This window comes from Vibrio sp. Vb0937, assembly GCF_033338855.1.
Genome location: NZ_JAWOTK010000043.1, coordinates 1 through 14,191 on the forward strand (window position 1 = coordinate 1; position 14,191 = coordinate 14,191).

The window sequence follows — 14,191 nt, forward strand, 5'->3', positions numbered from 1 at the left end:
ATTATTGTTAGATATTTGATCCGCGAAACACTCAAGAGCCAATTTGCGATTTTTTTCGTACTTTTTTTGGTGTTTGTAAGCCAGAAATTCATAAGTGTTCTTGCTGATGCTTCTGATGGGGATATTCCTGCTGGATTGATTTTCTCGATTGTTGGTTTGAACATGCCAGCAATGGGTCTGTTAATGCTGCCTTTAAGTCTGTATATCGGCATATTGATCACATTTGGTCGTCTGTATGCAGAGAGCGAAATTGTCGTAATGAACGCGACAGGTATTGGTAATAAATTCTTGGTTCAAGCGGCCTTATACCTAGCGTTGATTACTTCAGCGGTGGCGGCTTTCAATGCGTTGTGGCTATCGCCGTGGTCTCAAGACCGCGTTGAGCAGCTTTATGAGCAGGTAGCGTCAGAAAACAGCGTTGACCTACTTAAAAAAGGTCAGTTCCAAGGTACACCAGACGGTTCATCGGTTGTGTTCATCGATGACATTAAAGACAATACCTTGAGCAACGTTTTTGTTGCGCAGATGCGCCCTCGAGATTCAGTGTTACCGAGTGTGATGTTCTCATCTTCTGGTGAAGTAAAAGAGCTTTCGGACGGTCGTCAGATCATCACTATGAAAGAAGGTACGCGTTATGAAGGTGTGCCTACTCGCGTTGAATATATGATCACGAAATTCGATGAATACGAAGGTGTTATCGGCCAACGTGAGGTCAAAAAGAAAGGGCGAGACTGGGAAGCATACCCAACGGTTGACTTGATAGGTCACCCAGATCCAGAGGCGCAAGCGGAGCTACAATGGCGAATTTCGTTATTTGTGTGTATTCCACTCTTAACAATGCTCGTTATTCCTTTGTCTGCGGTGAATCCGCGTCAGGGACGGTTTGCCAAAATGGGGCCTGCGATTCTGATCTACCTAGCGTATTTCTTGGCGATCAGTGCAACCAAATCTGCATTAGAAGATGGTGACATCCCGGCTGCTATTGGTATGTGGCCAATCAATGCGATGTTGCTGATTGTTGCTATCATGGCGAATATGATGGACAGCGTTGCTGCTAGACGAATAAAAGACAAATTCCGCAAGAAGAGGCTCGCGTAAGCTGTGTTCAAAATCTTAGACCTTTACATCGGTAGAACCATCATCTCTACCACTGCCTTGGTTTTAGCGACGTTTGTTGGCTTATCGGGCATCATCAAATATGTAGAACAGCTACGTAAAGTAGGGCGAGGTGTGTACGACCTCACTCATGCGTTGTACTTTGTGTTACTCAGTGTGCCGCGTGATATCGAAATGTTCTTTCCAATGGCGGCATTACTCGGTGCCCTGATCGGCTTAGGTATGTTGGCTTCAAGCTCTGAGCTAGTGGTGATGCAAGCTGCTGGTTTCTCTAAGCTGGATATCGGGTTATCGGTACTCAAAACGGCCGTCCCGCTCATGATTGTTGTTATGGCATTAGGTCAATGGGGCGCTCCTGAGGCCCAGAAGATGGCCCGTGACTTACGTGCGTTTGCGATATCAGGTGGTAGCATTGTGTCTGTGCGCTCAGGTGTGTGGGCTCGTGACGCAAACGACTTTATCTTTATCGGTAAAGTCGAAGACGACAAGCTTTATGCTTTAAATATGTGGCGTTTTGATGATGATAAGAATCTACAAAAAGTTATTTTCGCCGAAGAAGTCGACTACCAACAAGATAACAACTGGCTGATGCGCTACGTACAAATTACGGACATGGAAAATGAAAACGTAATTTCAAAGCAAGACATCGAACAGATGGAGTGGCACACCTCTTTGGCACCAGATAAGCTAGCTGTGGTGACCGTGAAGCCAGAAGAACTGTCACTGAGCGGTTTGTATGATTATGTGACTTACCTGAAAGCATCGGAACAAGATGCATCTCGCTATGAGTTGGCGTTTTGGCGTAAGTTGACTCAGCCGCTTTCAATTGCTGTGATGATGTTAATGGCGCTATCTTTTGTTTTCGGTCCACTCAGAAGCGTGACCATGGGGGCAAGGGTATTGTCGGGCGTGGTTGCCGGGTTTACTTTTTACATATCCAGTGAGTTCTTTGGTCCATTAAGCTTGGTGTATGGCATATCCCCAGTGTTTGGTGCTTTGGCCCCGAGTTTGGTGTTCTTAGCTATTGCGATTGCACTGCTACGAAGAAAGCTATAACTGAAGCATCATCGAATAAACCAAGTTTTACCGAACCAAATGTAAAAGGAAGGCATTACGCCTTCCTTTTTTGTGTTCCTAGACAAGTTAATTTGCCTTAGGTAATACAACAACCTCTGTTTGGGCCCAAATGTCGTGGAAACCACGTTTCTTCGGATCAATCGGTACAGTCAAATTTGCCAAGCCAAAGCCAGATGTCGAAATACGAATCAGAGCTTGAGTTACCGTAATTGGTGCTCCGTCTTTGGCATTGCGAACTCGAAGCTTCCAAGCGCGCATCCCAAGAGTTTGTCCTGCTCGCGTCCAGAAGAACACAAAGAAATATATCCACACACCCGCAAGATAAAGTGTAAATAGAGGGCTCAATACAGGGTGCTTTCCGAGCATATCTGCGGCATCAGCGTACTCGCCATAGCTCAACAATCCTGCTGCATTTAGTGCAAACACAACGGCCATAACAATACCTGCGGCCATCATTTCAATTGCGATAATAATCAATGTGTCGTAAATCAACGCTGCAAGTCGACGAAAGAGACCAGCAGGTGGAAGAGTTGTAGACGTTGTCATTATTCCATCACTTACCTTAAAAATTGTGCGTCAGAATATAGATTCCCTCACCAAGAGAAAAGAGACCTAACGCACAGAGTCTTTAATTGTGTATAAACGAAGAGACTTTTCTGCCCTACGTTATCAGCACATGTCATGATACACGAGGCCGTGCAGCAATATGTTTCAACTGAATTCGACTCTCTTAACCATTGGCTTTTTGGTCTGTGACCAGATTAGATAGCTGAGAGAGTTGGTGTTTCTCATCTTCGGTATAATGTTGGCTTAATGAAAGCTCTAAAGCTTTTTCTGACAGCTTGATTGCTGGTGACAAAAATAACTTAGGGTGCATACTAGAGAGAGCTAGCAAGGCCTTTTGTAGGCGAATCTGTATTTGGAGTTGCGCTGCACCATCGTGTGCTATCGGCAAAAAGACATCATCAAACAAATCCTGGCAGCTCAATGCGGGCACAAATAGTCTAGGATATCGAGTTTTGGTAGGCGGCTCACTGAGTAGGTCTCCCCATAATGAAAGTGCTCGTACAGAACGCCCAAGAACGTCAATCGCGGTGCCATTATCATTTACAGCCGGAGATAGTGCTCGTGAGGCGATTTCCGCCATAACGACTAAACCAAAGCGAGGGTCCTGATCATATGAACGCTCTGTTCGAATCGTGAAGGCTGCCGTTACTTCGCTTTCGTCTGGCAATTCTCCACAAACCCAAGCCAATGGTTGACCTACGTACACAAAACTTCCCGGTTGTCGCTCAAGGTAGATGGTGCATTGGTTTGCTTCAGCAATACTATCGAGATGATGCATATCAACATGCTGTAAGTAGCCAATTTCTTGGCTCAAAATAGGTTTACTTCCTCTGGGTTTATGTTCTGGGTGGCTCCACGGGTGAGCACCTAGCCAACGCTCTTTGCCCCGTTTTCTTATCGCATCTAACAAGGCTTGCTCCACGTATGAAGTGGTTTCACTGACCCTTCCTAGTACGGAAAGGTGCTGAATCCAACGTAGCAGAGTGAGTATGATCATCACGATTACGGCGATAGTCACGATGAACAGATAAATTTGTGCTTGTTGATGATAGGCCCCAATACCTAGCGCGATAATTCCTACCAAACTAAATAGAAAAGAGCCAAGAAAGGTTGCTAAGGCATTTTGTGTTGTGCTGTCTTCCATCAACAGTTTTGTCGCTCGCGGCGTTACCCCTGCACTAGCGGCACTGTACGCTGAGACCATAATATTGAGAGAGAATGTAGTCACTGCAAGCATGGAGGTTGCGAGGATATTTAATATGTTGTTCAACAAATCCTTGCTGACGTTGATGGCAGGGGGCAGAGTAATGAACTGGTTTAAAACAATCGACATTAAGGCGGTAGCAACAGCTAGTAATGCGTAGAGTGACGTCCGGACCCACAGTTTTCGTGTCATCTGTTTCAGTAACCACTGCCATTTTGACCCAGTCATGCTTTGCTCCTATTCAGTTCTCACTAGAAAGTCGATAGAAAATTCAGAAAGTTATTCTTGCTTAAGCATAGGTTAAATGCCCGTCGTTCTGCTTGATATTTCATGCATCACGAAAGTAAGAAAGCTGCTTGCTTCAAAGAATGGTGCTCTTGAGGTGTGAATTACCACGATTCTGTTACCTTAATTGATAGATGAATTAAAAGTATGTGATTGAAAAGAGGTAGCGCATGATTGTAATTACAGGTGCAAGTAGCGGTTTAGGGGCGGAACTAGCAAAGCGTTATGATGCGGAAGGCAAAGAGACGTATGTAATAGGAAGAAATACAGAAAAACTATCCGCACTAGCAAAACAACTCTCTCATAACGTTGGTTATCAAGCTTGCAACCTCTCATCGCACCAAAATGTGAAACAGCTCTTTGATGGGGTGAAACAGTCCCCTGAAATGGTCATTCATAGTGCGGGAAGTGGTTATTTTGGCTTACTGGAAGAGCAGGAGCCGGAAGAGATTCAAAAGTTGATTGATAACAACCTGAATTCTGCGGTTCATGTGCTAAGAGAGTTAGTAAAGCGTTACAAAGATCATCCAATAAAAGTGGTCATGATCATGTCTACAGCCGCGCAACAACCTAAAGCGCAAGAGTCTACGTATTGTGCAGTGAAATGGGCCATCAAAGGATTAATTGAGTCGGTTCGTTTGGAGCTAAAAGGAAAACCTATGAAAATTATCGCGGTTTATCCTGGTGGAATGGATACGGAATTCTGGAAAACAAGCGGCAATACGATGGACACGAGTCACTTCATGCAAGCAGAAGATGCCGCAGAGATGCTCCATAATGCGTTGTCGAGCATTGGGAATGGTTATGTTTCTGATATTACAGTGAATAGAACTTAAAAAGAGTTTCGTATACTCATTTTCATCTGGAAGAGTAGTAGAAAATGGAGCGTACGTTTCTTATGAGTACAGCTTTGTCACACTTTGTGGCGAAATTATCAGCAAACGATAGTTATTTAAGGTATTTCTGCTTGCGCAGGTCAAAAGCTTACGTATAATGCCAACCATCAAAGGGCAATAGCCCAAAGATGCCGGTGTGGTGAAATTGGTATACACGACGGATTCAAAATCCGTTGCCTTCGGGCGTGGCGGTTCAAGTCCGCCCACCGGTACCATACATAGAAAGGTCGCTTTTATAGCGGCCTTTCGTCGTTTTAGGTGCTCGTAAATATCAAAAGGAAGTTAGCGTTGCCTTCGCGGTGGCGGCAGGAATGCCAGTCCAATCAACTCCGTCCACCGGTACCATATTTTAAGACAGAGCCTCGATGAAAGTCGGGGCTTTGTTGTATCTGGATCTTCAAAACAAAAAAGCGCGAGGGGTATGCCTCGCGCAAACTACTACATGGTGATAGTAGGAACAGCCTATAGAGCTGTGAACAAGGTATTTTGAGTGTTCGGAGTCCAGTCTGCTTGGGACACGTGCGGTACATCAACTAGATAACGCAAACCTTGATAAGTCACCACATCACCTTGTTTATAGGAAACATTCTGAGTCCAGTTAGTGGCTGGGTCTGCATTTGTCCAAAGGCTAGAGGTTGGAGACGGTGCCCAATCTTGTTGCGCAGTATGGTTTGTTACAGCCTGGTATACAGTACCTAGGTGTAAGACGTAATCGCCAGCGTCGTAGTTATGACCAACTTGCCAGTTCGGTGTGTAGTTATCCATTGTGTCGAAGTCATAACCCGCTTGTTTTGCTAACTGTATAAACTTAGCGAGCTTAGGTAGGTTTTGCGTTGCACCCATGCCACGCTTACCATCTTCAAATAGGAACTCGTGAGTTAATACGATAACTTTATCGGCGTGTAAAGGTGTACCACATGGGAACTCTTGAGCTTTGGAGTTGATCGGGTTAATCGTTGTTGGTGCACAAGTGTTTAACGCGGAATCCACATATCCAAGAAATGCTTCTGCTTCTGTAAGGCTGTTTGCTGGCATTTCAATGCCCCAATTTTCGGGTGCCCAGTCCACATCCCAACCGTGAGTTTGATAGCCGTTATTCGCTAGGATATTTTGAACCTCGATAGCTGCTTTTACACTGTTGGATGGGTTGGATGTATCGCATACATATCCTGGTTCCCAAGGTTTCAGGTCATCAGACGTGGCACATAACCCATCTGCTTTGAAGTCTTTCGTCACGCGCCAACCGTTGGTGTAGGGCAGTCTAGCAAACTCTGTTGCCTTGTAGTTCGGGTAGCTTGTAATGTTCGGCAAATACTTTGCTAACACAGATAAGTTTTCCGTAAACATTGAGGCATCGTAAACAGGGTCTTGATACGAGTTAAGCTGGTGGTCCCCGGTCGCATTACACTCCGCAGCACTGTTCGGTCCAAACTCATCCACGCAGTTGTGCACCATGTGATCGTAACTGTGGTTCGCAACAATATGACCAGTGTCTAATGCGAGCTTTAAGGCTTCTAGGGAACGGTCTTCATTCTCATCACCAATTCCATCTAAATGCCAAGCATTAAAGTAAAACGTCGCTTTGATATCTTCCTGGTTAAGTACTTGAATAACGTCAATAGATGCATTGATTGGTCCATCATCAAACGTTAGATAAATTGTGCCTTTAGAGTCGGTTTGAGCAAATGAGTGTTGTGATAGTGCGGCACTTACAAGCGTTGCAATAGCCAATTTATTAAATTTCATTCTCTATTCCTTTTAAGAAATTAATAACGACGTTGTCAGTAGTAAAATATTGATAATTTGAAACTTAATGTGATGTCTTAAATTATTTTATGACTTTTATCCTAGACCTAAATAATTACAAAAAAATAGGTGGTATTTTCTAAATTGGGATTGTGTTCACGAATAATGCAACCGGTTGCGCTTTTTTGTCTTGGTTATTTTTGCTACAGTTTTTGCAGGTTGAAATTTACACAACGGGAGTAAGGCTATGAAAAAGATCCTTTTATGCTGTAGCGCAGGGATGTCAACCAGTATGCTTGTTAAGAAAATGGAGCAAGCTGCTGAAAATAAAGGAATTGAATGCAAAATTGATGCGATGTCAGTGAATGCATTTGAAGATGCAATTAAAGAGTACGATGTTTGTCTTCTCGGGCCTCAAGTACGTTTTCAGCTAGAAGAGCTAAGAAAAACGGCGCAAGAGCATGGTAAAAACATTGACGCGATTTCTCCTCAGCATTATGGAATGATGAAGGGAGAGGAAGTACTAGAGCAAGCATTAGAATTAATTAACTAAACCATAGTTTTAAATTAAAAAAGATAACTGTACATCAAATATAAATATTTGATGTGGGATTCTTTTGCCTAAAATAAGGATGGATTCTATGAAGCTTTATGACGCAATTATAGGCGCAGTCGAAAAGCATATAGCCCCTATAGCAGCTAAAGTGGGGAATCAGCCCCATGTTCGCGCAATGAGAGACGGTTTTATTGTCGCAATGCCGTTTATTATTGTTGGTAGTTTCATTTTGATTTTTGCATTCCCCCCATTTGCCGAAGATACAACCTTTACTTTTGGTCGAATTTGGCTCGATTTCGCCACTACACATTTTGATACCATAATGATGCCCTACAACATGTCGATGGGGATCATGACCATTTTTGTTTCGCTGGGCGTTGCTTATAGTTTAGCGAAGGCTTACAAGATGGATGGGATCACGAGTGCTGTATTGTCACTAATGTCTTTTTTACTCATTGCAGCCCCAGCTAAAGATGGCGCGTTGTCTATGTCTCACATGGGCGGAACCGGGATCTTCACCGCAGTGATGTGTGCATTTTTTTCGGTGGAGCTCTACCGTTTTATGAAAAAGCACAATATTACGATTCGCATGCCAGAGCAGGTGCCACCGGCGATTGCGCGATCATTTGAAGTATTGCTACCAGTCTTAGCGATATTCATTACCTTATATCCACTTAGCCTTTTTGTACAAACCCAGTACGACATGCTGATTCCAGATGCTGTTATGGCTATCTTTAAACCGCTAATTAGTGCGTCTAACTCATTGCCTGCCATTATTGGCGCTTTATTGCTTTGCCAGCTGCTTTGGTTTGCGGGTATTCATGGTGCTGCAATTGTTGTTGGACTGCTTTCTCCAATCTTTTTGACCAACATTGGTGCCAACATTGAAGCCTTTGTTGCAGGTGAACCGATTCCAAACGTATTTACTCAACCGTTCTGGGATTTTTACATCTTTATTGGCGGCTCTGGTGCAACACTTGCTCTTGTTATGCTGATGTCGTTTAGCCGTTCTGTTCACCTTAAGAGCATTGGTCGAATGAGTGCGGTGCCTGGCTTTTTCCAAATCAACGAACCTGTGATCTTCGGTAGCCCAGTTGTGATGAACCCGACCTTGTTTATCCCGTTCGTCTTCGCTCCAGTCATCAACGCTACGATTGCGTATTTTGCTGTGCATGTCGGCTTTGTGGGTATGGGTGTCGCTACAACACCTTGGACAACACCGGCACTGATAGGTGCTTCGTGGGGTAGCGGTTGGACCTTTGCGCCAGTATTGCTCGTCATTGGTTTATTAATTCTTGATCTAATCATCTACTTCCCATTCTTCAAAATGTTTGAGAAGCAAATGTTGGAGCAAGAACTACCAACGACGAAGGAAACTAAAGGTGACACGCAGCCGTCAGGCGAAGGCGTTACTGCTTAACTGTGCTTAATGGGCCGCAATTACCGCGGCCCGATTTTCGGAGAGAAAATGATGGAACAAGAATTGGTTGTAATGGAGATCATTTGCAATGCTGGTGAAGCCAGAAGTTTAAGCTACGAGGCATTGCGTTTATCTCGAGAACAAGATTTTGAAGCGGCTGATGAGAAGCTCTCTCAAGCAAGAGAGTGCATTAATAAAGCCCACTTAATACAGACTCAGCTTATTGAAGAAGATCAGGGAGAAGGGAAAGTCCCGATGACGTTAGTGATGGTGCATGCTCAAGATCACCTAATGACTACGATTTTGGCTCAAGAGATGGCTGTAGAAATCGTCGCACTGAACAAAAAAATCTCGAACAAATAAAGGGGGATGAAAATGTCTAGAGAGGCGATCAAACTTGCCATTATTGGCGGTGGTAGTAGCTATACCCCGGAATTGGTTGAAGGGGTTATTAAGCGCTTAGAATATTTACCCGTTAAGAAGATTCATTTTGTGGACATTGAGTCAGGAGCTGAGAAGCTTGAGATCATCAAAGGATTGGCTCAGCGAATGGTCGATAAAGCCGGAGCAAAAATTGAGATAAAAGCCGGTTTCGATCGCCGTGCTGCGATAAAAGATGCGGATTTTGTGATGACGCAGTTTCGTGTTGGTGGCCTTGCTGCACGCGCTAACGATGAGCGAATCCCAATCAAGTACGACGTCATCGGCCAAGAAACAACGGGCCCTGGTGGTTTTGCTAAAGCACTGCGAACCATTCCGGTCATTCTTGATATCTGTAAAGACATTGAAGAGTTGGCTCCAAACGCATGGATGCTCAATTTCACCAACCCAGCGGGTTTAGTTTCCGAAGCGGTCAGTAAGTACACCAAAGTAAAGAGTATTGGTTTATGCAATGTGCCCGTTTCAATGGAAATGATGATTGCAGAAATGATGGAGTGCGAGCCAAAAGAGCTGCAACTTGAGTTTGCTGGGTTAAACCATCTCGTGTGGGTACACAAAGCATGGCTCAATGGGGAAGATATTACTCAAACGGTATTAGAGAAAGTCGGTGATGGTGCCAACTTCAGTATGAAGAATATCTGGGAAGAGCCGTGGGATCCGGCATTTCTAAAAGCACTGGGGGCGATACCATGTCCTTATCATCGTTACTTCTACCAAACTGATGCCATGCTTGCTGAAGAGAAACAAAGTGCCGATGAAAAAGGCACTCGTGCTGAGCAGGTAATGGAAACAGAAAATGCGCTATTTAAGCTCTATCAAGATCCTACCCTCGATCATAAGCCGAAAGAGTTAGAGGAGCGGGGTGGTGCTTATTATTCTGATGCATCACTGAACCTAGTTGATTCAATTTATAACAATCGTAATAGTATTCATGTTGTTAACGTTTTAAATAATGGAGCGATCAACGGCCTACCTGACGATGCTGTGATTGAATGTAGTGCCGTGATTGGTAGCTGGGGGGCGAAACCTCTTGCGGTTGGCGAGTTGTCAAACAATATCAAAGGATTACTCCATCAAGTTAAAGCGTATGAGCAGCTAACAATAGAAGCTGCTGTCGAAGGTAATTATGACAAGGCGCTTATGGCATTAACCAATAACCCATTGGTGCCTGACATTGGCCGCGCCAAGTCAATCCTGGATGATATCCTAGCGGTGAACGCTCCGTATTTACCTCAATTTAAACTAACGACGTTGTAAGACTAAGGAAGGGCGCCGATGAAAGTCATTTTTAATGCTGATGATTTTGGTTTAACGAGAGGTGTAAATAGCGGCATCGTTAAAGCTCATCAGCAAGGTGTGGTTCATTCAACCACCATGATGGTGGGTATGGATGCTGAGCAACATGCCTTAGAACTAGCTCGCCATAATCCAGACTTGAAAATTGGCGTTCATCTTAGGTTTACAGCAGGTGTGCCTATAACGAAGCATCCTAACTTGACCAACGGCCGAGCGCACTTTATCAACTATGACGAACTTTGGAGTAAGCAGGACTTCGAAACTCAGGTCATTTATGATGAAGCAAAAGCTCAGGTGGAACATTTTTTATCGCTTGGGTTAGAGCTAAGCCACTTAGATAGCCATCATCACGCGCATACTCACCCTCAAATTTTGCCCGTTATTAAAGAAGTAGCGAATGAATACAGAGTGCCACTGCGGGGCACTGGCTTGTGTCAAGAATCGATGACAATCAGGTATATCTTTACTGATGAGTTTTATGATCAAAAAGTGAGCTTGGATGGCTTAATGGCACATCTATTGAGCTTAAAAGCTGACTATGACTTGGTTGAGGTGATGTGCCACCCGGCAGAGGCCGATCAGGCGCTTATCTTAAAGAGTGGCTATGCGCTTCAGCGAGAGCTAGAGTTACAAGTTCTTACCTCTCCCATTTTAAAAGAACAGTTAGCTCATCATGGCATAACTGTCACGGATTACTCTGAGCTTGTTTCTACCAATCAAATGGTCGGTGTATGATTAAAGGCTGCCAGCTTCGCCCCCTATAGCACCTTACGAATTGCTGGCAGCCGTTCTACACAAACGAATATTTAATAACAATTGCAGTTGGACCCAATAGCATTATGGCAAGGATTAAAGATGTAGCCGAACTCGCCGGTGTAAATCGCTCTACCGTTTCTCGAATTATTAATGGAGAGGGGAAATTTCGCGAGGAAACTCGAAAAAAAGTAGAGCAAGCTATGGCGCAATTGAATTATCGTCCTAGTGCAATTGCTCGTTCACTCGCAACCTCATCCAGTAATATGGTTGGGTTATTGGTGACTTACTATACGGGGGGCTTCTTTGGCGAGATGATGGAGCAGGTTCAGACCGAGCTGGATATTCATAAGAAGTTTTTGATTACAGCTCAAGGCCATCATTCTGCACAAGGTGAAAAAGAGGCAATTCAGCGTTTTAATGATTTACGTTGTGACGGCTATGTACTTCATAGTCGTTATTTGTCAGATGATGACTTACGTGAATTAGCTAAACAGCCAACACCTTTCGTTCTTCTGGATCGCTACGTGGAAGGAATAGAAGAGCGTTGTGTGACCTTTAACCATCATCATGCAAGCCGTATTGCCGTTGAGCACCTTTTAGCTGGTGGTCATCGAAAGATTGCTTGTATTGCCGGTCCATCCCAACGTCATAACAGTGTATTGAGAAAGCTTGGGTATATTGATGCAATGAAGGATGCTGGTATAGATATTGATGAAAGCTGGTGTGAAGAAGGGAATTATGGTCGGCAAAGTGGTTATGATGCAATGGCTGCAATTTTACAACGACACCCTGATGTGACGGCTGTCTTTTCGTGCAGTGAAGAAATGACGGTTGGCGCAATGCAGTACTTACACGAGCACAGTATTTCTGTACCAGAGCAAATCTCATTAACTAGCTTTGACAGTGTTGATCTTTGTGAAAGTCTTTACCCTACAGTATCAGCAGTGCACTTTCCTATCAGTGACATGGCCCGTGTAGCGGTACAAACGTTAATGGGGCTAGTCAAAGATCAAGAAGTAATAGACAAGCCAGTGTTCGAGGCCAAGCTTAAAATACGCAAAGCAGATCGCTCCTTAAAGTAGCTTACTTCTATCTAATTAAGTGAGTCGCTTAGAAATAACGGTTTGATGTTTTGATAGTTACTGATGAATTTATTCACAAAATTTACTAGTATTCTAACTCTCTTAAGAAATATAAATCAGTAGTGAATAAGTGGCAGCCATTAAACTAACGGTCGATCGTATTCAACCCGGATTACATATCCGTCTTCCGCTAAAGTGGAACGATCACCCCTTTCTACTCAATAGCTTTAAGATTAAAGACCAAGAGCAAGTCGAGATGATCCGCCACCTCGGCGTAAAGTTCGTTTACTTTAATCCAGAGCAAAGCGATGCCGTTCCACTCCCTGTTGATCAAAGACAAGCTGACAGAGTAACAAATGAAGCGTCGTTAGATCATGAAACTCAAAAAATGTGGCAAGAAAAACAGAACCGCATAGAAAAGTTAAGTGCATACCGTCGACGCGTGATTCAGTGTGAAAAAGAGTTTGAGCGCTCTCTGGCACGTATGCGTTCAGTCATGACTAAAATCCGTAACCGTCCGACAGCAGCAGTTGATGAAGCAAAGCTTCTTATTGAAGATATCGTCGAGAAGTTAATGTGCGATGATAATGTTACGTTACATCTGATGAACGGAAAAAATGAGTTTGAAGATATTTATTTCCACTCATTGAACGTGGCTGTTATCTCGATGATGATTGGCCGTGCTAAAGGGTACTCAGCAGCACAGTTGAAAGAGCTTTCCTTCTCCGCACTATTCCATGATATCGGGAAAATAAAAATCCCGACTGCAATATTAAGAAAGCAACTACCTCTAACAGAGCCAGAAACCAACTACTTAAAGTTGCACACTAAATATGGCGTCGATCTTGCGAGTCAAATCGAGGCTTTTCCCGAAGTCGCGAGAATTGTGATCGCGCAGCACCATGAGCTAAGAGATGGGTCTGGTTATCCTAAAGGCCTGAAAGGAGATGAGATCAACGAGTTTGCTCAAATTATTGCTGTAGCCAATGCGTTTGATAACTTGTGTCATACACCGATAGTCTCAGATCAAAAGATTCCTTATACCGCACTCTCTCATTTATATAAGAACTGTAAACACCTATATAAAGAAGAGAACCTGAACATCCTAATTAAGTTTATGGGCGTGTTTCCTCCGGGTACCGTAGTTCAGCTTTCTAATAATATGGTCGGCCTGGTTATCTCAGTGAATGCATCGCATTTATTATTCCCGAATGTCTTGGTTTACGATCCATCAGTACCAAGGACGCAAGCGCCAATCATTGATCTTGCCTCAAAAGATATAAAGATAGTTAACGCGATTCATCCGTCAAAATTACCGGATAAAGTAAAAGAGTATCTAAATCCGCGTTCGCGTATTTCTTATTTCTTTGATAGTGATGAGTAGTTATCCACAGCTTTTTGTGGGTAAATTGTATAAATCCTGAGTGTTATTTCTGGGTAATTTTAGGGTTGGATGGAAAGTATCCATTTGGCATGTTTTTTTAGAAAAAATGCATTTTTAGTATTGCCAAAGAAAATCTTCTCCCTATAATGCGCATCCATCGACACGGCAGACGCCACAAGGCTTTAGCAGGGTCGAAGAGGTAAAAAGCTTCTACAAAAAATTAGTTTAAAAAAGTGTTTGACACTAACAACTAAATCGCTAGAATGCACCTCCGCTTTGAGAGAAAAACTTCTCGCAAAGCAAGCTCTTTAACAATATAGACCTATCAATCTGTGTGGGCACTCGTTGATGATAATCCAATTAGA

At 43.6% G+C, this 14,191-nt stretch carries 13 protein-coding genes and 1 tRNA gene; 11 read left to right on the forward strand and 3 right to left on the reverse strand.

What is annotated here, in order from left to right; all coding sequences use genetic code 11:
* A partial coding sequence (gene lptF, locus R7P67_RS22225) for an LPS export ABC transporter permease LptF (RefSeq protein WP_318086070.1) occupies positions 1 to 1,098 on the forward strand: 1,098 nt, incomplete at its 5' end.
* Positions 1,099 to 1,101: 3 nt separating this feature from the next.
* A complete protein-coding gene (gene lptG / locus R7P67_RS22230; protein WP_005381071.1) occupies positions 1,102 to 2,172 on the forward strand; it encodes an LPS export ABC transporter permease LptG in 1,071 nt (356 codons plus the stop codon).
* 87 nt (positions 2,173 to 2,259) lie between these two features.
* On the opposite strand, the gene R7P67_RS22235 is transcribed toward lptG, so the two are convergent.
* On the reverse strand, positions 2,260 to 2,739 hold the full coding sequence (locus R7P67_RS22235) for an RDD family protein (RefSeq protein ID WP_262654024.1): 480 nt from the start codon (positions 2,737 to 2,739) through the stop codon (positions 2,260 to 2,262).
* A 184-nt stretch (positions 2,740 to 2,923) separates the two neighbouring features.
* Positions 2,924 to 4,192 (reverse strand): DUF2254 domain-containing protein, encoded by a 1,269-nt coding sequence (locus R7P67_RS22240; protein ID WP_005385537.1) that lies wholly within the window; start codon positions 4,190 to 4,192, stop codon positions 2,924 to 2,926.
* A 227-nt stretch (positions 4,193 to 4,419) separates the two neighbouring features.
* On the opposite strand from R7P67_RS22240, the gene R7P67_RS22245 reads away from it, so the two are divergent.
* Positions 4,420 to 5,085, forward strand: coding sequence for an SDR family NAD(P)-dependent oxidoreductase (locus R7P67_RS22245; protein ID WP_213961244.1), 666 nt, complete (start codon positions 4,420 to 4,422; stop codon positions 5,083 to 5,085).
* Between the two features lie 190 nt (positions 5,086 to 5,275).
* Positions 5,276 to 5,360, forward strand: a tRNA-Leu gene (locus R7P67_RS22250).
* A gap of 247 nt (positions 5,361 to 5,607) precedes the next feature.
* Here R7P67_RS22250 and R7P67_RS22255 read toward each other — a convergent pair.
* Entirely contained in the window at positions 5,608 to 6,891 is a 1,284-nt protein-coding gene (locus R7P67_RS22255) for a carbohydrate-binding protein (protein WP_005381066.1), read from the reverse strand.
* Positions 6,892 to 7,138: 247 nt separating this feature from the next.
* On the opposite strand from R7P67_RS22255, the gene R7P67_RS22260 reads away from it, so the two are divergent.
* The 7 genes from R7P67_RS22260 to R7P67_RS22290 all read left to right on the forward strand — a co-directional run bounded on the left by R7P67_RS22260 (position 7,139) and on the right by R7P67_RS22290 (position 13,826).
* Positions 7,139 to 7,444, forward strand: a complete 306-nt coding sequence (locus R7P67_RS22260; RefSeq protein ID WP_025767645.1) for a PTS sugar transporter subunit IIB — start codon at positions 7,139 to 7,141, stop codon at positions 7,442 to 7,444.
* 88 nt (positions 7,445 to 7,532) lie between these two features.
* On the forward strand, positions 7,533 to 8,867 hold the full coding sequence (locus R7P67_RS22265; RefSeq protein WP_005381064.1) for a PTS sugar transporter subunit IIC: 1,335 nt from the start codon (positions 7,533 to 7,535) through the stop codon (positions 8,865 to 8,867).
* A gap of 51 nt (positions 8,868 to 8,918) precedes the next feature.
* A complete protein-coding gene (locus R7P67_RS22270) occupies positions 8,919 to 9,230 on the forward strand; it encodes a PTS lactose/cellobiose transporter subunit IIA (protein ID WP_031777269.1) in 312 nt (103 codons plus the stop codon).
* A gap of 12 nt (positions 9,231 to 9,242) precedes the next feature.
* On the forward strand, positions 9,243 to 10,565 hold the full coding sequence (locus R7P67_RS22275) for a 6-phospho-beta-glucosidase (protein ID WP_005381048.1): 1,323 nt from the start codon (positions 9,243 to 9,245) through the stop codon (positions 10,563 to 10,565).
* Between the two features lie 18 nt (positions 10,566 to 10,583).
* Positions 10,584 to 11,339, forward strand: a complete 756-nt coding sequence (gene chbG, locus R7P67_RS22280) for a chitin disaccharide deacetylase (protein WP_054579416.1) — start codon at positions 10,584 to 10,586, stop codon at positions 11,337 to 11,339.
* 104 nt (positions 11,340 to 11,443) lie between these two features.
* Positions 11,444 to 12,442: a LacI family DNA-binding transcriptional regulator gene (locus R7P67_RS22285; RefSeq protein ID WP_005381031.1), complete on the forward strand. Its 999-nt coding sequence runs from the start codon at positions 11,444 to 11,446 to the stop codon at positions 12,440 to 12,442.
* Positions 12,443 to 12,572: 130 nt separating this feature from the next.
* The gene (locus tag R7P67_RS22290; protein ID WP_005381029.1) at positions 12,573 to 13,826 is read left to right on the forward strand and encodes an HD-GYP domain-containing protein; all 1,254 of its coding nucleotides are present in this window, start codon (positions 12,573 to 12,575) and stop codon (positions 13,824 to 13,826) included.
* Positions 13,827 to 14,191: the final 365 nt, after the last annotated feature.

What these genes read in the sequence shown, in the direction of transcription:
- R7P67_RS22235 (WP_262654024.1), bottom strand. Translation starts at nt 2,739, where the DNA reads ATGACAACGTCTACAACTCTTCCACCTGCTGGTCTCTTTCGTCGACTT.
- R7P67_RS22285 (WP_005381031.1), top strand. Translation starts at nt 11,444, where the DNA reads ATGGCAAGGATTAAAGATGTAGCCGAACTCGCCGGTGTAAATCGCTCT.
- R7P67_RS22275 (WP_005381048.1), top strand. Translation starts at nt 9,243, where the DNA reads ATGTCTAGAGAGGCGATCAAACTTGCCATTATTGGCGGTGGTAGTAGC.
- R7P67_RS22255 (WP_005381066.1), bottom strand. Translation starts at nt 6,891, where the DNA reads ATGAAATTTAATAAATTGGCTATTGCAACGCTTGTAAGTGCCGCACTA.
- chbG (WP_054579416.1), top strand. Translation starts at nt 10,584, where the DNA reads ATGAAAGTCATTTTTAATGCTGATGATTTTGGTTTAACGAGAGGTGTA.
- R7P67_RS22265 (WP_005381064.1), top strand. Translation starts at nt 7,533, where the DNA reads ATGAAGCTTTATGACGCAATTATAGGCGCAGTCGAAAAGCATATAGCC.
- R7P67_RS22245 (WP_213961244.1), top strand. Translation starts at nt 4,420, where the DNA reads ATGATTGTAATTACAGGTGCAAGTAGCGGTTTAGGGGCGGAACTAGCA.
- R7P67_RS22270 (WP_031777269.1), top strand. Translation starts at nt 8,919, where the DNA reads ATGGAACAAGAATTGGTTGTAATGGAGATCATTTGCAATGCTGGTGAA.
- R7P67_RS22260 (WP_025767645.1), top strand. Translation starts at nt 7,139, where the DNA reads ATGAAAAAGATCCTTTTATGCTGTAGCGCAGGGATGTCAACCAGTATG.
- R7P67_RS22240 (WP_005385537.1), bottom strand. Translation starts at nt 4,192, where the DNA reads ATGACTGGGTCAAAATGGCAGTGGTTACTGAAACAGATGACACGAAAA.